This is a genomic window from Candidatus Ancaeobacter aquaticus, from assembly GCA_030765405.1.
In the GTDB taxonomy this organism is placed as follows: domain Bacteria; phylum Auribacterota; class Ancaeobacteria; order Ancaeobacterales; family Ancaeobacteraceae; genus Ancaeobacter; species Ancaeobacter aquaticus.
On sequence record JAVCCP010000071.1, the window covers coordinates 106,220 to 131,157 of the forward strand.

Annotated in this window: 23 protein-coding genes; 4 read left to right on the forward strand and 19 right to left on the reverse strand. The window is 39.1% G+C overall.

The window, feature by feature from the left end; translation table 11 throughout:
• Positions 1-37 precede the first annotated feature (37 nt).
• The 8 genes from gltA to P9M13_09850 all read right to left on the reverse strand — a co-directional run bounded on the left by gltA (position 38) and on the right by P9M13_09850 (position 6,357).
• Positions 38-1,402, reverse strand: coding sequence for an NADPH-dependent glutamate synthase (gltA, locus tag P9M13_09815; GenBank protein MDP8263577.1), 1,365 nt, complete (start codon positions 1,400-1,402; stop codon positions 38-40).
• Positions 1,403-1,418: 16 nt separating this feature from the next.
• Entirely contained in the window at positions 1,419-2,258 is an 840-nt protein-coding gene (locus P9M13_09820) for a sulfide/dihydroorotate dehydrogenase-like FAD/NAD-binding protein (protein ID MDP8263578.1), read from the reverse strand.
• A 45-nt stretch (positions 2,259-2,303) separates the two neighbouring features.
• Positions 2,304-3,500 carry an FAD-dependent oxidoreductase gene (locus tag P9M13_09825; protein MDP8263579.1) on the reverse strand — a complete coding sequence of 399 codons (1,197 nt, stop codon included), beginning with the start codon at positions 3,498-3,500 and terminating at the stop codon, positions 2,304-2,306.
• A gap of 32 nt (positions 3,501-3,532) precedes the next feature.
• Positions 3,533-3,754, reverse strand: coding sequence for a ferritin family protein (locus P9M13_09830; protein MDP8263580.1), 222 nt, complete (start codon positions 3,752-3,754; stop codon positions 3,533-3,535).
• Between the two features lie 10 nt (positions 3,755-3,764).
• Positions 3,765-3,926 carry a DUF6132 family protein gene (locus P9M13_09835; GenBank protein ID MDP8263581.1) on the reverse strand — a complete coding sequence of 54 codons (162 nt, stop codon included), beginning with the start codon at positions 3,924-3,926 and terminating at the stop codon, positions 3,765-3,767.
• A gap of 199 nt (positions 3,927-4,125) precedes the next feature.
• On the reverse strand, positions 4,126-4,719 hold the full coding sequence (gene metW / locus P9M13_09840; GenBank protein ID MDP8263582.1) for a methionine biosynthesis protein MetW: 594 nt from the start codon (positions 4,717-4,719) through the stop codon (positions 4,126-4,128).
• A gap of 30 nt (positions 4,720-4,749) precedes the next feature.
• Positions 4,750-5,898 carry a homoserine O-acetyltransferase gene (locus P9M13_09845; protein ID MDP8263583.1) on the reverse strand — a complete coding sequence of 383 codons (1,149 nt, stop codon included), beginning with the start codon at positions 5,896-5,898 and terminating at the stop codon, positions 4,750-4,752.
• A 51-nt stretch (positions 5,899-5,949) separates the two neighbouring features.
• Complete coding sequence (locus P9M13_09850; GenBank protein MDP8263584.1) at positions 5,950-6,357, reverse strand: Rrf2 family transcriptional regulator; 408 nt, start codon at positions 6,355-6,357, stop codon at positions 5,950-5,952.
• 301 nt (positions 6,358-6,658) lie between these two features.
• On the opposite strand from P9M13_09850, the gene P9M13_09855 reads away from it, so the two are divergent.
• Genes P9M13_09855 through P9M13_09865 form a run of 3 tightly spaced genes read left to right on the forward strand, consistent with a single transcriptional unit; the run spans position 6,659 to position 11,162 of the window.
• Entirely contained in the window at positions 6,659-7,117 is a 459-nt protein-coding gene (locus P9M13_09855) for a cyclic nucleotide-binding domain-containing protein (protein MDP8263585.1), read from the forward strand.
• A 16-nt stretch (positions 7,118-7,133) separates the two neighbouring features.
• Positions 7,134-8,360 (forward strand): tetratricopeptide repeat protein, encoded by a 1,227-nt coding sequence (locus tag P9M13_09860; protein ID MDP8263586.1) that lies wholly within the window; start codon positions 7,134-7,136, stop codon positions 8,358-8,360.
• Between the two features lie 33 nt (positions 8,361-8,393).
• A complete protein-coding gene (locus P9M13_09865) occupies positions 8,394-11,162 on the forward strand; it encodes a HEAT repeat domain-containing protein (protein ID MDP8263587.1) in 2,769 nt (922 codons plus the stop codon).
• A gap of 30 nt (positions 11,163-11,192) precedes the next feature.
• On the opposite strand, the gene P9M13_09870 is transcribed toward P9M13_09865, so the two are convergent.
• From P9M13_09870 to P9M13_09880, 3 genes are read right to left on the reverse strand one after another with little or no spacing between them, the layout of a single operon-like run.
• A complete protein-coding gene (locus P9M13_09870) occupies positions 11,193-11,909 on the reverse strand; it encodes a polyprenol monophosphomannose synthase (protein ID MDP8263588.1) in 717 nt (238 codons plus the stop codon).
• A 29-nt stretch (positions 11,910-11,938) separates the two neighbouring features.
• Positions 11,939-13,486, reverse strand: a complete 1,548-nt coding sequence (locus tag P9M13_09875; GenBank protein MDP8263589.1) for a SpoIIE family protein phosphatase — start codon at positions 13,484-13,486, stop codon at positions 11,939-11,941.
• A complete protein-coding gene (locus P9M13_09880; protein ID MDP8263590.1) occupies positions 13,456-13,632 on the reverse strand; it encodes a hypothetical protein in 177 nt (58 codons plus the stop codon). Before P9M13_09880 ends, P9M13_09875 begins: the two co-directional genes overlap by 31 nt.
• Positions 13,633-13,815: 183 nt before the next feature.
• Between P9M13_09880 and pyrE the strand changes: the two genes are divergently transcribed.
• Positions 13,816-14,370: an orotate phosphoribosyltransferase gene (pyrE, locus tag P9M13_09885; protein ID MDP8263591.1), complete on the forward strand. Its 555-nt coding sequence runs from the start codon at positions 13,816-13,818 to the stop codon at positions 14,368-14,370.
• 58 nt (positions 14,371-14,428) lie between these two features.
• Here pyrE and bioD read toward each other — a convergent pair whose 3' ends face one another.
• The 8 genes from bioD to P9M13_09925 all read right to left on the reverse strand — a co-directional run bounded on the left by bioD (position 14,429) and on the right by P9M13_09925 (position 24,914).
• On the reverse strand, positions 14,429-15,145 hold the full coding sequence (bioD, locus tag P9M13_09890; GenBank protein MDP8263592.1) for a dethiobiotin synthase: 717 nt from the start codon (positions 15,143-15,145) through the stop codon (positions 14,429-14,431).
• A gap of 55 nt (positions 15,146-15,200) precedes the next feature.
• A complete protein-coding gene (bioA, locus tag P9M13_09895) occupies positions 15,201-16,565 on the reverse strand; it encodes an adenosylmethionine--8-amino-7-oxononanoate transaminase (GenBank protein MDP8263593.1) in 1,365 nt (454 codons plus the stop codon).
• A gap of 30 nt (positions 16,566-16,595) precedes the next feature.
• Positions 16,596-17,768: an 8-amino-7-oxononanoate synthase gene (gene bioF, locus P9M13_09900; GenBank protein ID MDP8263594.1), complete on the reverse strand. Its 1,173-nt coding sequence runs from the start codon at positions 17,766-17,768 to the stop codon at positions 16,596-16,598.
• 23 nt (positions 17,769-17,791) lie between these two features.
• The gene (locus P9M13_09905) at positions 17,792-18,982 is read right to left on the reverse strand and encodes a beta-ketoacyl-[acyl-carrier-protein] synthase family protein (protein ID MDP8263595.1); all 1,191 of its coding nucleotides are present in this window, start codon (positions 18,980-18,982) and stop codon (positions 17,792-17,794) included.
• Positions 18,979-19,710: an SDR family NAD(P)-dependent oxidoreductase gene (locus tag P9M13_09910; protein MDP8263596.1), complete on the reverse strand. Its 732-nt coding sequence runs from the start codon at positions 19,708-19,710 to the stop codon at positions 18,979-18,981. The genes P9M13_09905 and P9M13_09910 overlap by 4 nt, the downstream gene beginning before the upstream one ends.
• A 22-nt stretch (positions 19,711-19,732) precedes the next feature.
• Positions 19,733-20,716 carry a biotin synthase BioB gene (gene bioB, locus P9M13_09915; GenBank protein ID MDP8263597.1) on the reverse strand — a complete coding sequence of 328 codons (984 nt, stop codon included), beginning with the start codon at positions 20,714-20,716 and terminating at the stop codon, positions 19,733-19,735.
• 294 nt (positions 20,717-21,010) lie between these two features.
• On the reverse strand, positions 21,011-22,468 hold the full coding sequence (locus P9M13_09920; protein ID MDP8263598.1) for a radical SAM protein: 1,458 nt from the start codon (positions 22,466-22,468) through the stop codon (positions 21,011-21,013).
• Positions 22,469-22,787: 319 nt separating this feature from the next.
• Positions 22,788-24,914 (reverse strand): hypothetical protein, encoded by a 2,127-nt coding sequence (locus P9M13_09925; GenBank protein ID MDP8263599.1) that lies wholly within the window; start codon positions 24,912-24,914, stop codon positions 22,788-22,790.
• Positions 24,915-24,938: the final 24 nt, after the last annotated feature.

Consider the following 24,938-nt stretch of genomic DNA (forward strand, 5'->3'; position numbering starts at 1 on the left):
ACATTTCTCCTTTTTGTCTTCTTTTAGTATTGTAAAATTACCTTTTTAAATATTGATCAATAGCCCTAGCGCTATTTTTTCCTGCCCCCATTGCGGATATAACAGTAGCAGAACCTGTGACAATATCCCCGCCAGCAAAAATATCTTCAATATTGGTCTGCCCTGTATTATTCGCTTCAATGGTTCCTTTTCGCGTTAGTTTAAGACCATTGATAGTATCTAACAAAATCGGATTCGGCCCATTACCTATTGCTATTATTACAATATCCATATCCATTTCAAATTCAGCGCCTTCTATGGGCACAGGACGCCGTCTACCACTCTCATCCGGTTCGCCAAGTTTGTTTTTAATACAAATAAGCTTTTTTACATCGCCGTTTTTATCGCCGATTATTTTAATCGGATTTGTAAGCAGGTGAAATTCAATGCCTTCTTCTTTGGCGTGATGTATTTCATCTATTCTTGCGGGCATTTCATCTTCCGTACGTCTGTAAACAATATATACTTTTTCTGCACCAAGCCTTAAAGCACACCTAGCCGAATCCATTGCCACGTTTCCGGCACCAACAACAGCAACCTTCTTACCGATATTTATAGGTGTATCGTATTCCGGAAATTTATAGGCCTTCATCAGATTTACTCGCGTAAGAAATTCGTTGGCAGAATATACCCCGTTAAGGCTCTCTCCCTCTAAACCCATAAAATACGGCAAACCTGCTCCTGTAGATATAAAAAACGCCCCAAACCCTTCTTCTCGCAGTTTATCTATGGTTTTAATCTTACCGATAACATAGTTGTATTTTATATCAACACCGAGCTTTTTGATTTCCTCGACTTCTTTCATAACAATATCTTTAGGAAGGCGGAATTCAGGAATACCGTAGGTAAGTACACCTCCTGGTTTATGAAGAGCCTCAAATATAGTTACGCTATAGCCCATTTTCGCAAGATCCGCGGCACAGGTTAAACCTGCAGGCCCCGCTCCGATAATAGCAACTTTTTTTTCTTTGAGGTCTTTTTGTGCGGAAATGTTTCCTCTTTGAGATTTGTTTTTAAATTCCCAGTCAGCGGCAAATCTTTCAAGATTTCCGATATTAATGGGAGTATCTTTTCTTGCAAGAACACACAGTTTCTCACACTGATCTTCCTGGGGACAAACCCTGCCGCACACTGCCGGTAGATTATTTGTCTTTTTTATTATCAAAATAGCGTCATCAAAATGTCTTTCACTTATAGCTTTAATAAATGCGGGAATATCGATCTCGGCAGGGCATCCATTAACACATGGGGGATTTTTACACTGCAAACATCTCGAAGCTTCCGTTACAGCCTCATCTTCATTATAACCGTAAGGCACCTCATTAAAATTCTTTATACGTTCTTTTGAGTCTTGCTCTCTCATGCTGTTACCACCTAATTTATTTTAAACCGATCCGACATTGCTTTCCATAGTGATCTAGGGCATTTTTTTCCTTACCCTTGTACCTTTGCTGTCTGCGCACAACATCATCAAAATCCACAAGGTGTCCATCAAATTCAGGACCATCAACACAGGTAAATTTTACTTCTCCATTATATTGGATCCTGCATCCACCGCACATGCCGGTACCATCTATCATAATTGAATTCAACGATACAAGGGTCTTTATTGATTTTGCTTTTGTCATATCAGATACCGCCTTCATCATAATAAGAGGACCAATAGCAAAAACCATCTCATAAGTGTCTTTTTGTAAAAGTTCTCTCAAAACATCGGTAACAAATCCCTTTCGACCATAAGATCCATCATCTGTTGTCACATAAACCTTATCGCAAAACTCCCTTATTTCCTGTTCGCATATGATAATATCTTTGGTCCTGGAACCGATTATAACCGTAACATCATTTCCCTCACGCCGCATGGCTTTGGCTATAGGGTAGGCCTCCGCGGTTCCCACTCCGCCGCCTACGCATATAACCTTGCCTATGTTTTTAACCTTTGTCGCATTCCCCAAAGGACCGGCCACATCAAGAATGGAATCCCCTTCGTTTAACGCGCATAGTTTCTTGGTACTTACACCGATAGCCTGACAAACCACTGTTACTGTTCCCCTTTCACAATTAATGTCATATACGGTTAGCGGGAATCTTTCACCTGTCTCGTTAATACGCAGTATCATAAACTGGCCTGGATTTGCGGCTAGAGCTAAATCCCTGGCTTCAAATTCTACAAGACATATTTCGGGATTTAATTGTTTCTTTTTGACTATTTTATGCATTTTTGCCTCTAATAAATTGCTTTCCTACCACGGAAACTTAATTTCTCAACCCCTTAAATCAAAATCAGGCATAAGAATACGCTCTTCATACCCTTTTATATTCACTTTATCTTTAATGTATGCCTGCAAAGAAAATGCTTTTTTTACATCACCAACCAGTATTGCACCGATAATACAGTCATCTTTTACAAATAGTTTCTGATACAAGCGACTGCTTGCATCTACCCGCTTATACTCTGAGACACCCTCCGCTGAAATATCTCCGAGAGAGGCCATATCGATCCCGAGCACTTTAAGCTTTGTTGAAAGGACCGTTCCGGTATACTTTTTTTCTTTTTCCTCAATATTCTCACCCGCGGCCTTTCCTTGCTCATCAGCTGCCGGCCATATCCCATATATTCTATTGGCATGCTCAGCAACATCACCCGCTGCATAAATATCTTTATCTGAGGTTTTCATAAAATCATCAACGACTATGCCTTTATTAACAGCAAGACCTGCAGACTCGGCCAAATCGATATTTGGCTTTATGCCTGCTGATACTAGGACAAAGTCTGCACTAAATGTTTTTCCGTCTTTTAATATAACTTTTTTAACACCATCAACTTCTGTCACCTTCTGAGTAACAGCACCTAATTCAAAACAAAATCCTATTTCTTCAAATACAGATTTAAGAATATCTGAACCTTCCTGATCAATCTGGCGAGGGAGAAGTCGGTCAAAAAACTCAACAACCCGTACATTAAGGCCAAGCTGCCTCAACCCGTTTGCCGCTTCAAGCCCTAAAAGGCCTCCGCCAATAACAATGACTTCCTTTTTCCCTTGGGCATATTCTTTTATTCGGAGCACATCATCAATAGTCCTCAGTGAAAATACCCAGTCCTGACTAATCCCCTCAATCGGAGGAAGAGACGCAGAGCTGCCATTGGCAAGTAATAGCGTATCATAAGAGTATGATACACCGTCTTGGGTGGTAACCGTATGCGAGACGGCATCGATTGATGTTACTTGTGTGTTTAGCTGGAGATTAATTCCCCGTTTTTCATAAAATTCCGGTGAAAAAATATATAATTTCTCAAGAGGGATTTTATCGGCAAGAAATTCCGGTAACCGGGGACGTGAATAAAACGGATATGATTCACAAGACAAAATTGTTATCTCTTGAGTGTTATCAATGTCATTAATAGTTTTCGCAGCATATGTTCCTGCAACACTATTTCCAATAATAAGAATCTTACTCATGCGTATACCGACTTACCCTAACTACCGATCCGTTACATTTCACTATAGAAATCTTTATTAATCTCTTCTTCGATTATACTCTTATGCTTTACTTCCTCATCCATGAGAAACTTAAACATCTCACGAGTCCCTGGATATTTTGCTATTTCCATTGCTTTCTTATAGAACTCGAATACTTTTTTTTCCATTTCTAATGCAATTTTCAGTGCATCTAAAGGATTGGTCTCTTCGTCTATTGTTTTCCAATCTTCCATAATAATACCCTTATTTTCCGATAGTGATTATTAAACCAACAACAACACCGATTATTGTACTTACGATAGGATTACTTGTAAGAGGACAGGTGCCGCTTGCACACTTACCGAAATAACCGATAGCAAACCCGATAAGCCCACCTAAAACAACACCAATTATTATTTTAACCATTATCCCTCAGATTCTTACACTAACCAACAACAAACACTAACAAAAAGCCAATATATACATGCAATATTGATGCCAAAAACACCCTGATAAATAAAAAAACCTAAGTGGTTTTATAAATGAATGTTACATACATAATCACATTACGCAAAACAATATAATTATGTGTAATTAATTGGCAATGCGCCCAATTTTTAGGCATTTATTGAGTTTTTTTGGATATACAGAAGATGGCTACTTCAGAAAATAGGCTTGAAAATAGATTACTCAAAAACGATGCCCTGCTGACAAAAAACTTGTGAGATATATTGATATGCTCTTCCTTACAGTACACAATAAAGTCTCTGACCGTTAATGTATGAATATTAGCTTTATCGTACCACTTATAAGGAAAACCGGGCGTATTATGTATGCGGCCATTAATAGCTAGATTCCACCGTATTGACCAAAAGGCAAAATTTGGAAATCCTATAATAACATTTCGTCCAACCCTAAGCGCATCATCAATAACCAGCTTCGGATTATTAACAGCCTGAAGAGTCTGATTAATAACAACATAATCAAAGCTATTATCCCTATAATCAATAAGACCTTGATCAATATCAAAATGCAGCACTGAGAGATCTTTCATAATACACTCGTGAACAAGTGTCTCAGAAATTTCAACACCCTGAGCAATAACGTCCTTTTCTTTGACAAGTTTTTCTAATAGCGTTCCGTCCCCACACCCGAGATCTAAGACCCGAGCACCAGGAGAAACTATGCTTGCTATAAAATCAAACTCTTTTCTTAACATGATTCCTCAATGTTTTTAGCATTATATATACTATAGGCGTTTTTTCTTTTTTGCCCTATGAGACAAAAAAGTACTTACTATCGGATTTAACTTTTTATTATCAATTAAGAATGCGTCATGCCCATACGTCGTATTAATATTATAGTACGTAACATCAATACTATTTGCTTTCAAGGCACGAACAATTTCTTCGCTTTGATATGGCGTATACAACCAATCTGAACTGAAAGACATTAAAAGATATTTTACATTTGTAGACTGCGCAAACCGCTCACGCAATGATGGAGCCCCGTCTGCCAGATCAAAGTAATCGATTGCACGAGTAATATACACATAGCTATTTGCATCAAACCGTTTTGTGAAGGCATCACCCTGGTGATGCAAATAACTTTCGACCTGAAATTCAGGTGAAAAATTATAACTATATTTATCTTTACCCTGCAATTTTCTTCCGAACTTCTCCCTCATCGTAATATCGGAAAGATAACTAATATGCCCGATCATACGCGCAACAGCTAAACCATGCGAGGGAAAGCCTTTTCCATAATAATCACCGTCAAACCACTCGGGATCATTAAATATCGCTTTTCTTCCCACTTCATGTAACGCTATATTTTGAGGCGTCTGGTACGCGGCTGTCGCATATGTTATACATGATTTCACTGTTTCCGGATACAAAGTAGACCACTCAAGAGCCAACATACCGCCCATTGACCCACCGGTAACTGCTAAAAGTTGTTTTACTCCAAGATAATCAATAAGGGGTTTTTGAGCACGCACCATATCTTTAAGAGTAATAAAGGGAAAAGAAAGACCGTAAGGCTTTCCCGTCTCAGGGTTAATGGAGCTTGGTCCTGTAGACCCTTTACATCCGCCAATAACGTTAGCACAAATAATAAAATATTTATTTGTATCGTACGCCTTGCCTGGCCCCACCATACTATCCCACCAACCAACTTTCTTATCGTCCTCGTGGTGCTTACCGGAAACATGCGCATCACCCGAAAGAGCATGAAATACGAGTATTGCATTATCTTTCTCCGGTGACAATTCACCGTATGTCTCATATATCAGCTTAATAGATCCTAACTTCTGACCGGACTCCAAAATCATTTCTGCAGGAGCTTGCGCAAATGTAAATTGATGTTGCTTTACGACTCCAGATGATTCTTGACTCATTTCTATAGCTCCCTATTTTCGTAACAATCCTGTGACAGCCCTTTATAATTTCTATTTTATCATTAACTCTTTTAACGTAACATTGTCAACAATATCAGATACCGCATCCTTAACCCGTATCATTACTTTCCTCAAAACACAGACGTTCACATCTGCACACCCGGCATAAGCCCGCGAACCAACACAAGCAATAGGTTCTATGGGTCCGTCAATAAACCGAATGAGCTCGCCCAAGGTTATTTTTTCCGGTGCCCGTGCCAAATAATACCCACCTTTAGTTCCTCTTTTACTGACAACAAAACCGCCTCTCTTCAAAAGCTGCAGCACTTGCTCTAAAAACTTTATCGGCATATCTCCTTTTTTTGCAAGTTCCTGGATAGACATGACTTTTTTGTCGTACATATCTGCAAGATACAACATGGTCTTTAGAGCGTAATCACCTTTATATGTTATATGCATAGTATATAATTCCCACCTATTTAGTATACTTTACCAATACAGAGAAAATTGTCAAGAATCTTTTACTAGCGAATAGCGTATAGTTAAAAAATTAAAACAAAATCTAAACGCTAAATGCTAAACGCTCAATAAACACTACTATCCTTCCAACCCACACCGAAAACCGTGTTTAGAAAAATAATCTGTCTTTACATGAAACACCTTTCAGTATATTATCGTCATAACATATACAGTAAACTCCCCTTAGAATGGTTGACTAAAACTTATCATCATAACGAGGGGAATTAAAAGGAGCAGTGCGATGATATCCTTAATGGAAACCATATTGTTCTTAAAACGGGTTCCTCTCTTCTCCAACATACACGGAGAAGGTCTAAAAAGAATTGCGGACATAGCAGTCGAAAACGTATATGAGGCAGGAACCGTTATTTTTAATGAAAGTGATATCGGCGATGTGCTCTATATAATAAAAAAAGGGAGTGTTGCCATATTCAAAGCATTAGAAGATGGTAGCGAAAAGACCCTCGCACACCTCAAAGAACAATGCTATTTTGGTGAGATGGCAATACTGGATAATTCTCCCCGCTCCGCCTCTGCGCGTGCAGATGACGACTCAATACTTCTGACTGTCGATAAAGAGAATTTTAGACAAGTAGTGAATGAATATCCTGAAATAGCATTTGAGATATTCAAGGTTTTTAGCCAAAGACTACGCGATACAAACAAAGAAATCCAGTTATTATCACAGAAGAATCTCTAAAAAAGGAGTACAAGCAATGAAAACACACATACATAACGCATGTATATTCATATCGACTATTTTGCTCTCATTTGTGTATGCTTTTTCAGGGGCATGCTTCGATGCAGACACCGAACACGCAGATAGATTTTACAAAAGCGGCGTCAAAAATGAAGCAAAACAAAAATACGGTAAAGCAATTAACGCTTACTACCACGCCACACTTGTGTCCCCTGATTTCGCAAAAGCGCATCGATGCATCGGAAGAGTATATGTAAAAAAAGGCCTCCATAAAAATGCCCTCAAGGCGCTCAAAGAAGCTTATTATCTCGATAAATATGACCGGGAAACCCATTATTATCTTGGGATCGTTTACCCACTTGTCGAACACAACAGCGAAAAAGCGCTTGAGCATTTTAAACTATATATGACTGTTGACTCTTTTGCGCCACCTGACCCGAAAAAAATGAAAAAAGTCAAACAATGGATACGCAAATTAAAACGTATGGGCGATGTTAAACGCGACCAGGTACTTATCGACACATACAACAAAGCTGTTGATCTTGACCACCAAAAAAAATACAGTGAAGCGCGGAAGATGTATAAAAAAGCGCTTGATAGAAATCCTCACTATGCACCTGCATACGAAGGGCTCGGGCTAGTGAACATAAAACTGAAAAAATTTGAAGGCGCTCTTTATGCGTTTCAAGAAGCGTTACTTATTGATCCCTACCGGCCTGAAGCACATTATGGACTCGGCATTGTTTACCCAATTACCCGAAACGATGAAAAGAAAGCGGTATATCATTTTGAACGCTACATTGAACTCGCTCCAAAGGCTGACGATATCCCTAAAGTCAAAGGCTGGATAGCTCAACTCAAGGAGAAGAACGCTGCCCGCAGTCAAGAAGTCTCCTTCTACAACGAAGGGGTAGAAGCATTTGACAACGGTGATTTTCAAGCGGCAAAAGAACATTACACTCAAGCGCTCAACATCAATCCTGATTATGCTGATGCATACCAAGGACTTGGACTCGCACTCGTACAGCTCGGCGAATATGAAGATGCGCGTACCGCTTTTGAGGACGCGCTTGACCTTGACCCGGAATTTGCCGAAGCACATTACGGACTTGGAATCGTTTCCCCGCTTTTGGGAGATAAGACAAATGCGATAACACATTTCTGGAAATATCTTGAATATAATCCAGATGCCCCTGACCTCAAACAAGTTCTTAAATGGATCGAAGAGCTTGAAGGCGGATAAAATCTTCGACACTGTTATTGTAAAGATTATACTATGAACCGTATAAAATCATACGCAGCAAGTTTATTAAAAATACATGATGAAGACTGGAAACCATTACTAACGCTCCAACTCTTCATTGTTTCCATTTGCTGTGTTATTGTCAGCTTAAAAACCATAAGCAACTCTCTTTTTGTCTCTAACATTGGCGCTGAGAACCTACCTATTACCTACATGGGCTGCGCGATCGCTCTCGTTGTGAGCGGTCTGATTCTTATTCCTTTTATTGATAAATTGCAACGGCACAAAGTGTACATTATCACCGTTACACTTTTAACCATATTTATTTTGTTTTCGTACGTGATAATACGCTGCGGTCACTCATGGATTTATTACTTTCTCTATATTGTCTCCTATATTATTGACACCATTCTTTTCCTTGAATTCTGGCTTATTGCATCTGACCTGTGTGATACACGACAAGCAAAAAGAGTCTTTCCGCTTATTATTGGATGGTCTCTTGTGGGTGGAATGCTCGGCGCATTTGGAACAAGAGTCCTTGTGCAATATATGAAAACATCTAATTTGCTTCTCATCTCTGCAGCGGCACTTGTTTCCACCATCATAATCATTCTGATTATTAAAGCAATTTTCCCAAAAGAAATCGCTTTTAATGTACAAGGCAAAAGGAAAGCAGCCGGAATATCTAAAATGCAGCGTATACACATGGATATAGGTATATTGAAAGATACTCCTTTACTTAAATATATTTGTATATCTTTTATCTTATACTCTTCTTTAATATATCTTCTCGATTTCCAATTCAATCTCGCGGCAAGCAATCATTTTACTCACAATGGCGTTATTAAAACTGATCAGCTTACCGCTTTTTACGGTATGTTTGACGGTATTTGCATCTCTGTTGCACTTCTTTTCCAGTTTTTTCTTGCGCAACGGTTTCTAAACGCTATTGGTGTTGCTAATTCACAGCTAATACTTCCCTCGGTTTTAACCTTTGGTTTTAGCAGCATTATGCTTACTCTCTTTGGCATGGGCGGCAGAGTACCCATTCAACCGTTCCTTTCTACAATATTAACTCGCATGGGACAAAAAGTGACTTCAAGTTCTATTTATCGTCTCTCGTATAACCTGCTCTACAACCCTATATCTAAAGAAAGGCGTGGAAGGGCAAAAACATTCACTGAGAGTCTTGTTCAACCAATAGGTGTTTTTTTAATCGGCATTGCGATCCTTGCGATAAAAGGCTTAAGCCCTTTTGTTATATGTGGAATTTCAATATTCTTTTCCATATTATACATACTCAATTCTCTGCGGTTAAAAAAAGCATATATTCAGTCTGTGCTCTCAATGTTTGAAGCGAAAGATTACAGTCAACTCGAATCATTTGCCGGTTTATTCGGCAAATTAGGTGAAAAAGAAATATTTAAAAAATTATATCAAGCGCTCGATGATAAAGACTTTAATATTCGCTGCTTTATTGTTGATATTATCGGTGCGATTAACAATACGACCGCCCAAACCCCTCTTTCTAAAATGTATGAGAATGAAGATAATCCGCGAGTAAAAGCCTCCATCATCAAAGTACTTGGAAAGCTCGGCGGAACACAAGCTGCGAGCATCATTAAAAAATCTATTTCTGACAGTAATGCGCGGATCAGAGCCAACACAATAGAGGCGCTTGCACTACTTAATGTACCGCAATTTTACAGCCTCATTCCAGAGAGGCTAAATGATACTGACCATAGAGTACGTGCAAATGCAGCAATAATAATCTTTCAGCTTACAATGACCGAACACTATGAAAATGCGATACGCACATTAGATACCATGTTTAAAAATGGCTCTGAAGAAGAAAAAATATCATCACTCTACGCATTTGGAGAAATAAAAAAAGAAGATTACCTCTCCTATTTTGAAGAAGGGCTTCATTCTTCAGAACAAAAAATCAAACAAAGAGCAATCCTGTCACTGGGAAATATCCATTGCGTACGATCAGCGAAAATCCTCATCTCTATTTTACGCTCAAAGACAACCAGCACAATTAAAGATACCGCAACACAATCACTTATGCTTCTCGGAACCATTGGCCAACAACACATTGTGGAAGAATTGCAAAACAAGGATGTGTATGAAAGAAAGTTCCTCATTAAAGCAGTTGCAGTATCAACAGACAAAAACATCAAATCAATTCTGAAGCACACTGCTTTTGAAGAGATTAAAACAATTAAACAAAATGAGTTTTATATAAGTGCCTTCGAAACTATGCCTGTAAAAAATAGCGTTTTGATCTTAATTGATTCTCTCAAGGATCAAATAACTGAAGCGAAAGAAAATATTATCAGCATTATAGCCCTTTTGGGAGGAAATACTCAGTCAATTAAATCTATTGTACGAAACCTCAGTCACCCGAACCGCTTCTACCGTGCTAACGCTCTTGAAGCCCTTGAGCAAATAGGTGAAAAAGATATCTTAAAAGAAATCATTCCAATCATCGAAGAAGCAACAACAATGCCCCCGCCTGATCTAGATGAAAAGAAATGCAAAAAGCTTGTTGCGGAACTCCTCAAATCTCATTATGGATGGATCCGCGCATGCGCAATATTTTCTCTCGGAAAACTGGGTGCACTTAATTTTACCGAACAAATCGTTAGTATGCTTGGTGATCCGTACGAACTCGCTCGGGCAAATGCAATTGAAGCCTTGACTAAATTTAATGATGCGTCTTCTCTTACCTATTATAAGACCGCATTAAATGATGCAAGCCCGCTCGTCCGCTCATATGCAGAAGCAGCACTAAAATAATATCCCAGAAGAGACTGCCTCTTACGGTGTTCACGACACATTCTTTGATTTGCCACCAAAACGAAATATAATTATCATCCACAATGTGTGCAGCAATTTTATCGGGGTAAGATTTGACTGTCCTTTTTTTCTATCCTCAAAGATAATCGGTATTTCCTTAAATGTGACGCCTATATGACTGCACCGCAAAAGCACTTCTTCAACTATCGATGGGCCACTCGAGATTAAAGAATCAACACCAATTCTCTCTAACACGCTCCTTTTAAAACAGCGATACCCAGACGTGCAATCACGAACAGGTACATTAAGAAGCACTCGAATAATGATCTGAGCACATTTTGTAACAACTTGACGAGCTATGCCTCTACCAATTTCTTTTCCGTTAGGCACGGCACGTGAACCAATAACAACATCTGCGTGGATGCATTCTCGAAGCAAAGACGGAATATATTTTGGATTATGTGAAAAATCCGCGTCCATTTCAATGATAAACTCCGGCTGCATCTTGATCGCTTTTATAAACCCATCCCTGCCAGCATATCCTCTTCCTTTATCATGACTTCTTATCATAACATGCACACGAGGATTGCGCTCCGCTATTTCTCTTACAATGTGCGCTGTACCATCAGGGGAACTGTCATCAACAACAAGTATATCGCAATCAATGTGCAGCTTACCAATATCATTGATAAGTTCAGCAATATTATCAGATTCATTATAGGTAGGAATTACAATAACCGCTTTCACTTTTCCCCATATTCGTCAGGAGGTTACAATCAAACGTTCAAACCCAATGGTTCTTTCTCTTTATTATGCGGATATATCTCTATTCCTTTATACTCTGCAATAATAAAGAAAATGTCACTGCCAGCATTATTTTCACAGTATTTCTGCAATTCTAATGAAAGAATATCTTTAAGATTCATGGAAGAAGATTCAATGTTTTTTAACAACATATCCATAAGAGTTTCCACCCCTAAACGCTTACCGAGAATATCTTTTATATTGATAAGGTTTTGATTGCACATAATAATTTTATCGCCGGAAGACAGCGCAGCGCGACCTACGAGAGAACCTTCTACCTCAGCACTGTCAATCACTCCAGAAGCCCCTTTAGGTTTAAGAAGCATGAAACTCTTATCGCTCTTTTTCCACAATATAAGCGGATGCGCCATATTTCCATAATGCCTCAATGAATTTGTATTATGGTCAATAACCACAACAAGCAACGAAAACAATGCTTCCTCAATATTTTCTTTTACGCCTTTTACAATTTCATCATACATATCATTCGGCAATCGTTTCTTATGTAAGCATTCTTTTATAATGTTCCCGATAATATTTATTGCAGCGATTGATTCATAGCCTTCTCTCCCCGTATGCCCCATCACCATATACACGTACTCTTCTGATGGATAAATATAGGCAAAATCCGCATGAGAATCACTATAAGGAATATACTTCACTTCAGCATCCAGTTTTGAATGCCGAAAAGATTTCGGGATAAATTCTTTACATGCGGCGTTCAAAAATTCCTTTTGTTGAGCAGTCACTTTTTTATAGTCGCGGATTTTCACTTTTAACGTTTCTATTTCTTGCCTCAAATCTTTCACCAGATGAGATATGCGAAACGTAACATTAAAAAAATATCCAAAACGATGATAATCGGTTTCTTGAGCAATATTCTCTTCGGTTTCAAGTCGATATACTTGCGCTGACATTTTATCAGCTGCATCAATTAAAAAATATTTAACAACAAAATATATGACAAGCGCAATGCAGAGAATGATCGCTGTTGCAATCGCCATAAAAGAAAGTGCCTTCTCATATGAACGCTCAACTGCACGTATACCTTTTATCCCTATCGAAAGCACGCCATATAGCCCATATTCTTTCATCCGTAACGGTTGGTACACATAAAGGTTTGAATGGTTATGCAAAAACGTGACTTCTTCCTTTCCTGAGGTTAAGACTGTGCTCACACCACTTTCAGTAACTGCGTTTTCCCTCGGTGTTGGATCGCTGGTAAAAATCAGTTTTCCCTTTTTGTTATACAAGGAAAGAGATTTGATCCTCCCTTTACTATAGACATTTCTTAAAGTCTGATGTACATAAGATGCAGTATGAGAGGTCATTTCACTAATAATACGCGGTTTCAGCACGCTGGCGTAAAAACGCGCTTCGCTAACGGCTTCATTGATGAGCGATTCCCTGGTTTGTCTCGTAACAACAAAATAGATAATACTATTTATTAATACTAACGATAAAACAAGAGCAACCGTAATCTGTGTAATTATTCTTCTATTACTATTCCCTGCATGCATTCTTGACAATAAAAACCTTTAAAGTTAGGATCCCGCACAATATTGTTTTGCGCCTGTTTTTTTGATGTACTGCATCCTGCACCCATACCCACCAGCACAACGATTAGCACACATACCACACTATGTCGAACATGCTCACATTTCATATCAGCAGTATACAACAAACATTATTATATTTACAACACTCTCTTTAATAAAAATATATCCATAGGGATTGTGAAATGATACTATCCCCATATCATGATAAAATGATTGTTATTATTATAAAGTTCTGGTAAAAAAAGAGTGCGGTATTGAGAAGTAATAATACGACCAACTTGGAGGCGTGCATGATACAGTATAATGATGAACTAAAAAGCAAACTACTATCCATTGTTCAGAACAAATCCGTCATTATTAAAAACGTAACGCTTGCATCTGGAAAAAAGAGCAATTATTACGTGGACGGAAAACAGACGACACTGAGTAGTGATGGCATCGTCATAATCGCAAAACTTTTTGCGGATCTATTAACAGATGTGCAAGCGGTAGGAGGCCCCACCATGGGGGCAGATCCATTTGTCGGTGCACTATTATATGAATGTCATAATCGAAACATCCCTATGGCCGGTTTTATCGTGCGAAAAGAAATAAAACAACACGGCACAATGAAAATGATAGAAGGGCCAGTAGCACCCGGGACAGAAGTTGCCGTTATTGAGGATGTTATCACTACAGGGGGATCGGTACTTAAAGCAATAGAGATTCTCCAGGAAAATAACTGTACCGTCAAAAAGGTTCTTGCACTTCTCGACCGTGAGCAAGGCGGACAGGAACTTTTTGAGGAAAAAGGTATTCCCTATTATCCTATACTTACGAAGAGTGATTTAACGCTTCCAGCGTAACTCAATTATAGCGGATAGCGTTTAGATTTTGCTTTAGTTTTTAACTATACGCTAAGCGCTAAACGCTATCTAGAACACGTAATCTTCTCATAATCTTAGTGTAGAGCATATCAGCAAGAGCATTATATCCTTTCGTATCTTTTTCAGATACATACGGGATTTCTCCCAAGATCGGAACCTTGGAACATTCAGAAATAATGCGTGGGCTTGTCTTCTGAGCCAACCCTTTCTTTGTCCTTGTACAATCATTATATATAACACCAAGAATACTTATACCGCGACGTTCGAGCTCATTAATGGTAAGCAGTGTATGATTAATTGTTCCTAAGCTCGATCGGGCAACAATAATGACTGGAAAACCAATATCTTTTATGAGATTACTTACAAAATAGTCTTTCGTTATTGGAACAGACACTCCTCCAATACCTTCAACTATGATCTGGTCATAATTCTGTGCAGCATGCTCTACGCTTTTTAACACGTTTTTAATATTGATCGTTTTCTTTTCAATACGGGATGCCGAAAGAGGGGCAAGGGGCGCAGAAAAACAAACAGGGTTTAATTCATTTTGTTGTTGAGGTAGGTTGAGTTTCTTTTTTAAGTATAGTGTATCAGGAGATATGCATTGACCTTTTAGTTTCCGTCCACCTGTTGCAATCGGTTTTACTACGATCGTTCTTATATTTCTTCTCAGAAAAGCCTGCGCAATAAGTCCCGATACAAATGTTTTCCCGATATCAGTATCTGTACCTGTTGCAAATATCCCTTTATGCATATATGGGGTTCCTTACAATGAAAGATAACGAAGAGAGGAAACAGGATGTCCTATCTTATGAAGATTTTGTCACCTTGTTTATTGCATTATATGTTACATCAAGAAGGTCTTTTAGTTCACTTAAGGTAATCGATAAAGGAGGCATCAAAACGATAACATCCCCTAACGGCCTTAAAATAACACGATTTTTTCTCGCCTCCATAATAACGTTATGGCCCATTTTTTCTTCCATTAAAAATGATTCTTTTGTTTTTTTGTCTTTAACTAACTCTATCCCAACCATAAAACCACATAACCTGACATCGCCAACATGTCTCAATTTTGCAAAACGCATTAACCCTTTTCTCAAGGCCTTAATCTTCGGAAACAATTTTTCAACAACATGCTCATTTTTAAATACATCAAGATTTGCCAGTGCAGCAGCACAGCAAAGTTGGTTTCCTGTATAGGTATGGCCATGGTAAAACGTTTTCTTTTGACCATACTCTCCACAAAAAGCGTTATATATCTCTTGAGTGGTGAGCGTCGCTGCAAGAGGCAAATACCCTCCGGTAAGCCCTTTTGCTATAATCATAATATCGGGCGAAACATCTTCATGTTCACATGCCCACATTTTTCCTGTTCGGCCAAAACCTGTTGCAACCTCATCAGCGATCATGAGTACATTGTATTTACTGCACAGCGCCCTGATTTGAGACAGAAAAGTTTTTGGCGCTTTCAGCATACCGCTAGCACCTTGCACAAGGGGTTCTACAATAAGACCGGCAACAGTTTCAGACTCGTTTTTTAAAATTTCTTCTAAACGTTTTAGGCACTCTCCACCGCACTCCTCTTTGGTGTTTCCATACGAACATCGATAACAATAAGGTGAAGGCGTGGTAATGGTATCGAACAATAGTGGTTTGTAAATGCCATGAAAGAGAGGGATCTTTCCGACACTCACCGCACCTACAGTATCTCCGTGGTACGCGTTTTCAAATGAGATGAATTTTGTTTTTTTGCCGGAAGTGTCATCAATCTGCCTCCAGTATTGTAGAGCTATCTTTAAAGCGATTTCAACTCCTTCTGAACCACTGTCTGAATAAAATACCTTTTCTAGCCCCTCCGGGGTGATTTCCACTAACCGTTTCGCTAACGTAATGGCAGGAATATTTGAGAGCCCTAAAAGAGTTGAGTGCGCGATCAGTTTTAATTGATCGATAATTGCCCTATCAATCTCTTTTTTTCTATGTCCATGCACATTAACCCACAATGAAGACACTCCATCAATATACCTTCTCCCATAAATATCCCATAGATGCACACCACTGCCTTCTTTTACAATAAGCGGGATTTCATGCTCGTAGTCCTCCATCTGCGTAAACGGATGCCATACATAGCGTTTATCTTCAAATTCTAATAGACGATTTTGCGTTGTCATATATTCACCCTTATTACATACTTGTTCATATTACGAATAAAATTTTTGTTTAATTTTCTCGAATGCACTTAAGAGTTTAATAATATCCTCTTGAGAATGTGTTGCCATCATAGTGAGTCGCACACGCGCTTCATTCTTAGGAACAGTAGGATATCGTATCCCCGGCGCTAGAATATTATTTTCGTATAGAAATTTTGATATTTCCATTGTTTTCTTCTCATCACCAATAATAACAGGTATTATTTGTGTAGATGAAGCTCCCGTATTATACCCCATAGATTTAAGACCATTGCGTATATAAGTCACCATGTCCCAATATTTTTGTCTCCGTTCGGGATCATCTTCAATAATATTAAGCGCTTCAATTGAAGCAGCGCATACAGCCGGAGGAAGAGCCGTTGTATAAATAAAACTGCGCGCTTTATTTCGCAAGAATTCTATTAAATCACTTGATCCTACAACAAACCCGCCTAATCCTCCTACCGCTTTACTGAGTGTCCCCATTTTTATATCAATGGTGTCCTCTACCCTAAAGTATTCGCTTGCCCCTCGACCGTTTTCTCCCAATACACCTGTTGCATGTGCTTCATCTATCATAATAATAGCATCGTGTTTTTTTGCAACTTCGATAATCTGCGGTAGCGGTGCAAGATCGCCATCCATACTGAACACTGAATCGGTAATCACCAATTTTCTGCGATGTTTAGAATATCTTTTTAAAGCAGCATTAAGTTTTGCGGGATCACAATGAGGATAGACTGCAATCTTTGCTTTTGATAATCTGGCGGCATCAATAATGCTTGCATGATTTAATCTATCGAGGAGAATGACATCATTTTCATCAACGAGAGATGTAATTGTTCCCACATTGGCGGTATAGCCCGTAGGATACAAAATCGCCGCTTCTTTCCCCTCAAAAAGAGCTATTCTTTTTTCCAGCTGATCATGAAGCTCCATCGTTCCAGAAATAAGACGTGATGAAGCCGCTCCGCAGCCATATTTTTTGATTGCCTCAATGGCAGCGTCTTTCACCCTCTGGTGAGTGGCAAGTCCAAGATAATTATTTGAGCTAAAAGAAAGATATTTCTTTTTTCCAATAATAACTTGCGCTTCCTGACTTGAAGAAATAATACGCAAACGTCTATACAAACCACTTTTCTCTAATTCTTCAAGCTCCTTCGTAAGAAAAGACAATTTCTTCATACAATACCTCTTTATATGTTATTTTATATTTTTCGGGCAATAATCGCCCCAATATGTCCCCCAAAACCATACGACAAACTCATAACACTCGCAATGTCTTTTTGCACCCCTCTCAGCGCCGTATAGTCCAAATCACACTCCGGATCAGGATCCACGAGATTTATTGTTGGCGGCACATAATTATTCTTCATAGCCAAAAGTGATAAAATTAATTCAACACTTCCACTTGCACCAAGCAAATGTCCCGTCATTGGTTTTGTTGAGGAAAGTGAGACTCCATTCACTGAGCAGCCAAACCCATCCTTTATTCCTCTGGTCTCTATTGTATCATTTTTCTCTGTTGCTGTCCCATGACAATTTACATAATCTACAGCACCCAATGCTGACTCATGCAAAGCTTTTCGAATAGAATGCGCAATCTGCCGTGCATTGCAATCAAATGATGTGATATGATGAGCATCATTTGACATAACTCCCGACGTAATGTGCCCATACATAGCGGCATTTCTTTTTTTAGCATGATCCATAGATTCTAATACAACAACACCAGCCCCCTCACCAATTACAAATCCGGATCGATTTTTATCATACGGTTTAAAAATTGTCTCATTATGTGAGCATGGTTGTGCCAGCACCCCCATCTTCTTAAACCCTGCCATTATAAAATCTGACAGTGATGCTTCAGACGCTCCCGCTAGAACAATATCAGCATCTCCAAACTCAATCATACGCATACCCTGTATAATCGAGTGTATTCCCGTGGCACACGCTGAGGCTATATGGAGGACCGGCCCATTAAGACCACATTCTCGTGCAATCGCATTCCCCGGATAACAGGCATCAAGGCTACACCTATCAAAACTTCCCTCCCTTACTGCACTCTGAAATCGCTCAGCGATATGAACATTGATTTTACTTGAACTAACAACCGTGCCGCATATTTCTTCTTTATAGATATTCTCATTGAGTTTAGCATCGTCCAGTGCGCGAAAAGCAGCCATAAGCGCAAATTGCACATTACGATTATACAAACGATACGCATCCGGAATCTTTTCTTTTACTTCAGCGCCAACAGAAACATAATATTTTTGTCTGTCACCTGATAAAATCCCTACAGCAGTTTTTCCCGATGATATGTGTCTCCAAAAAACATCTGGAGCACCTCCTAATGGGGTAACCAATCCTATACCGGTAACAACAACTTTTCTTTTCATAGTATCCGACTGTCTAAATTATATACCTGACCAGATATATTGTTTTTTCCTGATAATTCATAGACACTTTCCGCTATTTCATCAAGATCAGATAACCGTTCTAAACAGTTATCATTTATTGTCTTTTCTAAATACATATGGGTATTATCGAGCCCCATATCCGTCTTAAGCAATCCAGGCAAAACAACATTGACCTTTATGTTATATTTGCCATATTCTTGTGCTGCAGATTTCGAGAGACCAATCACTGCTGCTTTACTCGCAGCATAATGCGACTGTCCTGAAGATCCCTTTACCCCCACAAATGAAGAAATATTGATAACATGCCCGGCCCTTTGGGCAATCATGAGGCGTAATGCCTCTTTCATAATAAGAAATGTCCCTTTAAGATTTATTGAAATCACCCGGTCAAACTCATCGCTGGTCATTGAAATAACATGTTTTTTACTTGTCACACCGGCATTATTTATAACTACATCAAGTTTACCGTACGTGTTCTTAATTACCTTAAAAAGATTTTTCACATCATATGCACGAGCAACATTCCCGCGCACAACAATTCCATCACCACCGCTTTTTTTTACTTTCCGAAGCACCGCTTGAGCCGCCTCATCATCATGTTGATAATTAATAATAACCGTGTCGCCACATACGGCACATTTTAGCGCAAGTGCACGCCCAATTCCTCGTGAACTTCCGGTTATAAGAACAATACGTTTTGTTTCCAAAATATATTCCTTTACATCCTACCTATACGGATACTTTATCCAAAGAAGAACCACAGGTTAACCCACAATCAGATATCATCTGCCAATCATCAGCAGGTGGCCTTCCCTGTGTTGTCAGATAATTGCCTATCATTGCCCCATTCGCACCAGCATAAAATATCCAGCTTTGCATATCCCTCAAGTTTTTTTCTCTTCCACCACAGATACTAATATCGGCAGATGGCATAATAAATCTATAGATACTGATAATTCTCAATATTTCTAAGGGATGTAACGGCGACGTACCCCCTAAAGGTGTACCCTTAATCGGATTAAGAAAATTTAGCGGCACTGCATCAACTTGCAAATCCCGTAATATAACAGCTAACTCTATTCTGTCTTCCCATGATTCACCGAGTCCAAAAATTCCTCCGCAGCATATTTCCATGCCTGCACGTTTAACAATTCGCACGGTTTCAACACGCTGATCATAGTCATGAGTGGAACATATGCGAGGAAAGAAACTTCTCGATGTCTCAAGATTATGATGAACCCTTTTCACGCCCATCTCTTTTAATTTTAAGGTCTGAATCTTCGTAAGAATACCTAATGATGCACAGACATCAAGACGCTCCTGAGGAGTAGCTTTTATCATTTTGCATATCTCTTCAAAATCCCGATCGGTAAGTGCTCCGCCACTTGTGACAAAGCCAAATCTATTGGCTCCACTGTGCTCAGCATCTTTACATGCATTCAAAGATTCACTGCCATTTTTTAACGGATACTGTTCAAATGATACGTTATGATGCACTGATTGAGCACAAAACTTGCAATCTTCTTTACATGCCCCGCTTTTTGCGTTAAAAACCGAACAAAGAGATACAACATTACCTTTAAAATGCAATTTTATCTTATGAGCCCAATACATAAGATCATACAAATCTACTTCACTTACTAAGCATGATATTTCATCCTGTGTGACAGATTCTCCTACTACAATCTGTTCAGCCAACTGGGCAATATTCATATTAATCTCCTATTGTCAACTATAACCCTTATTTTACTTTACAATCAATTCAAAAAATTAGGAAGCGACATATAGTCACCCCATGCAAAAAGTATACGACACGAAGTGTCCTTTTGCAATATAACTTTACACGTTATTCGCATCTCGTATCTCGTATTTCGTTGAAGGTGTTTGTTAAATATTTACATCAATCGAGATACGATTCACTATTCACGGATAAGTCGTAGACGTCTTCTTTCCTATCGAAACATACAGAGGTAAAGACTGGAGAATCATGTTGAGAATATTAAGGTATTATTTTGATTCAGGCTTGCTTTTTAGGAAAGGTTTTACAATTATATAGAAAATAGAACGAAACTTCATATAGCGTGTGAAGAGATATAGCAATCGTATGGTTTGAATAGGGAAGTAAATTATCTTGTGGATAAAAAGACGACAAAAACCAATCTTACGCTGCTTGTTAATTACCTCACTGGGAAGGCAGGTAGGATCGATATCAGAACATTTGAAGTATTTATACCAATCAGCCTTGTCATCTATCAAACCTCGTTTCGTATATTCATCCCAAAGCGGTGTGGTACGGTAGACACACAGGCGATTGAAGTTAAAAGTATCCAGCGGAAGCTTTGATGCAAAGTCAAAAGTTGCTTTTATATCTTCAATCTTTTCATCGGGAGTACCAACAACAAAAAAACCGTGTACGCGTTCAATGCCTGCGCGTTTGGAATCAATGACAGCACTCTTAATTTTTGCTAGTGTCTGCTTTTTGTTCAACCGATTAAGAACATTTTGGCTACCGCTTTCTATACCAAACATCATTGATTTACAGTTTGCCTTAACCATGGTCGGGAAAAGATGTTGTGCTGTTGAATCGACTCGTCCTTCACAACCCCATTCAATTGTAAGGTTATTGTCTTGAATGCCTTTACAGATTTCCTCGATCCGTTCAGGTTGTAGAAGAAAATTGTCGTCAACGAAGTATACCGCACCGTAACCAAGATCAGTCAGGTGTTTTAATTCATTTATAATATGTTGCGCACTACGGGGACGCCACTTTTTCTTGGTGAGAATCGGGATGTTACAATATACACATGCCCACGGACACCCACGAGAAGTTTGCATAGTTGTAAAACGTTTTTTTGATAAGACTACTGGCACGTCCAGAGGCATAGCTTCTACAAACTCTAAAGATAAACTTTCGCGATCGGGAAACGGCCATTGATCAAGATCAAAATTTAATTCCCGGTCAGGGTTATTTATTATTTGGCCGTTTTTTGTCCAAGTAAGTCCCTTGACACTTGCAAGATTATTAAGGTTCTTCAAAAGATCAAGAATAAGCTCTTCACCATCACCTCGGCAAATAAAATCGACATCAGGACACTGAGTCTTGATTTCTTTAGCGTTTAGCGAAGCAAAGACGCCTCCAAAGGCTAGCGGCACCTTTATATTAGCGGTTCGGATATCTCGAGCAAGAGTCTTCGCGTGTGGATAGCTAGTTGTACTCAAGAAGCTTAATCCGACAATGTCCGGTTTTTCTTTTTGAATTTTCTCAATGATTACTTTATTTGGTGTTTCCGGGTTAGCTTGGTCAAACATGGTGCACTCGTGACCAGCTTGCTTGAGCACTGCAGAAAGTGTCATGATTCCAAGTGGTGGTGATGCAATTATATTGATCTTCCCATTTTCTGCACGCGGCTCTGACGCAAGCGTGTGGAATTGGGGATCACGAATATAAATTAAGAATACATGCATACAAGCGCCTTACCCTATAAGTCTTTTTATACTTTATTTATCTTTAGTTTCTGTTTTATTGTACAGATTTGTGGAGAAATGTATCTAACATCTTTAGGTTTTCCCAACGATTGAAATTACTATAGTAAATGTACCCTACACGTAAAGCCGAACTTCATATAAGAAAATTATATTTGGTAGAATTTAAGTATAAGATACACGAAAGGTTATGATAATGGACGAATCATGGTAATTAATCAACTTAAAAGCAACAAATAAATACGGTAGATTCATCTCACAAGCCATCAATCAAAAAAAACAAATCGCACTTCAATATTCCTTATAAAGATTTCAATCCTGGAAATGTAACCATAGCCAGTATTAAACCAAGTACGATGAGTAAGATAATCAATATTACTACAGGCAGCCTCTCTGACCGTAACGGAGTGTAACCGAAGTCTTTTACGAACTGCGCTATTACATCCCTTCGTTCCTTGTGTGCCCCTTTAGGTAGATTTGGTTCATGTGTAAAGAGTCGTCCCAAAGTAGCACTTAGTCGCATCTGCACATTGACTGCCCAACCTGAGGCTTCCAAGAGGACACTCATATCTCTTTTGCGTATCTTGATAAAACCCACAATTATGCCTGGCAATAAAACAACGACTGCTATTCCTACTAATGCGACAAGAATATGCGTTGGACTTACTTGAGATAGGGATTTGGTAACATAAGCAAAGGATGATCCGAGAGCAGCAATTGCGATGCCTCCACCTAATAAGAGATCGCGGGTCATACCCGATGCGCTAGGGGCAGCAAAACTTTTCTCTAACTTACTCTCGCCGGACTTGGTAAATTTATCTATTTGCGTCTTTATGAAACTTGTAAATTGCTGAAAAGGCGCTTTCACTGATTCATAGATGCTTATAGGGTTTTTCACGATATCCACTATCTGGGCATCCCATTCTCGGTCATCTACAGTAAAAAAAATGCCGCGTTTACCAATGCGCAACCTACCTGCAGTACCGGAAGTTACCGCAGCTACAATCTCAAATTTAATATCTTTATCCTGGCGGCCGGTAACCTCCACATACAATAGATACATACAACTCTTTTTCGCTATCTTTTTGTGTGCCTGCCTATCCTTAACTTTCATTGTAAATGTAATTTGTCTTCCATCAATTACTAATGTACCCATTTCAATAAGGGACCGAGTTTTGGGACAATAAAGATTTGAAAAACACACAAAATTGTTTACCAATTCCATCAACCATCTTTGGTAAAGGATTAACTTTTCCAAATTATGTATCTCGTTTAAATCATTAGCTACAGCCACATCTTTTGCAATAATCTCACTCACACGATTTCTGTAGTGTCCATTAAGATAAGTACGCAGTTTATCCGTGTCTAGCTGTTCTACTTTTATGCCCTGTTTACTTTCTAACCACGTCCGGTATGAGGCAAAGACATCTTTTACCTTATCCCACTGTTTTTGGGTAAGATGCTTGACCGGTTCCTCAAGAGTGCGATTTAGAACCTTCTCCCTAAGACAAAAAAGGCGTTCAACATATAAGGGGTTGATTGTTCCCTCTAAATCCAAGATACCTTTTGGGTTAGGCGGAGCCAATGGGGCATCATTAATTCGGGCTTCCATTATTGATTTATCTGTAAAATCAATTTCTTCGAGCTCATTTTGGCGAAGCTGCATCTGAGCTTGAGCTTTTTTATCAAACTCGATCATTGCACACTGTATAAAATACTGCTCGATCTTTTCTTCCAGGCCAGTCATTAACTCATAAGCTTCTGGTGTTTCGGTACCCCAAGGCATGACCTCGGTGGTATTATCCCCATTAGGGGTTTCCCCTTTTTCTTTCCATGCAAGATATCCTTCCGTCTCATTAAAAAATATCTTAAGCTGTTCTTGGCCAATCCCTGCTTTACCGCTGGCATCAAGAACAGGGCCAACAGTCTCTATGACTGCTGTAATGAATTGAGATAAATCGGTCTCAGATGTGGCGTCCGGAGGAATAATCCCATCGCCATTATTCGCTGCGTTAGCCATGATGCTTTGCACGTCACGTACCTGAGCTAGACTAATCTTCTCTGCGCCTGGTAAATTAAGATTGGTTAAAATAAGCTCTGCAGCTGCGCGTAATTTTTTACCTTCAGGATGACTGGTATCAATATCGTTTAAATCTAAGACATCACTACCTTCGGACAAATGGCTGCGATTGGCAAGAAATCGAAATAGCCAAGCCTGTGCATCCTTGATTTCATCTGTTCTGATGCGACCGTTTTGATCAGTATCTACATAAGAAGTAAATGCGGGATCACAGTTGAGGGTGTTGATCGGAACGCTGGTAGCTGCCCAGTGCGTTTCATCAAGAACTTGTATCTTCTCCAAATCTTGAGCATCCTGGATTCTAAGCTGATAGCTTTTACCGTAATTTTTGAATATCAATTGAGACATAAACAAATCTCCCTGGTTAATATT